Origin of the sequence: Acutalibacter intestini (assembly GCF_034334985.1) — a bacterium.
Classification (GTDB): domain Bacteria; phylum Bacillota; class Clostridia; order Oscillospirales; family Acutalibacteraceae; genus Acutalibacter; species Acutalibacter intestini.
This window is the reverse complement of record NZ_JAWXXL010000142.1, coordinates 1-589: the sequence shown is the minus strand read 5'-3', so window position 1 is coordinate 589 and position 589 is coordinate 1. Positions and strand designations below refer to the sequence as shown.

Annotated in this window: 1 protein-coding gene; it reads right to left on the bottom strand. The window is 52.6% G+C overall.

The window, feature by feature from the left end:
* On the bottom strand, window positions 1–554 hold a 554-nt coding region (locus tag U8U68_RS22125; protein WP_322204652.1), incomplete at its 3' end, for an IS630 family transposase.
* Between the last annotated feature and the right edge of the window lie 35 nt (window positions 555–589).

Genomic DNA, 589 nt, shown 5'->3' with positions numbered 1-589 from the left:
TCCGCCGAAAGATAGGAAAGAAGCGGATGGAGGAAAAAACGAATAACCCGAGAGGGATTATGCTGGAGCCGACGCATAAATGAATGAATGTTATGAGAGATATCCTGCGCCGTATAAGGAAGATTCCCAGTATGCACAGAGAGCTTCAGCGCGTGGTTCAGGTATTCATCCGGATTGTATTCCGGTGCATAAGGCGGAAGGAAAAACACCTCAATTTGCGCCTTTTTCTTCTCCAGCCAAGCCTTAACAAGTTTGCCATGATGAACCTTCAGGTTATCCAAAACCAGGAACACTTTCCGCTCAGACGTGCGGATCAAACGCTGCATAAATTGGATCAGCCGCCCCTGGTTCATGGCGTCCTGATAGACCATGAACCTCACATGGCCCTCGCGGCTGATTGCCGAAAGCATATTGACCCGTTCCCGCTTTGTTTCCACCGGCAGAACCGGTGGCCGGCCCTTGGGGGCGAATCCCCGTTCCACCGTCTCACAATTGCTCACCCCGGTTTCGTCCCCCCAATAAACCACGGCGTCTTCCCTTGACGCGCGCTCCAAAATGGCGGGGGCTTCCTCAGTTTTCCACCCTTAGA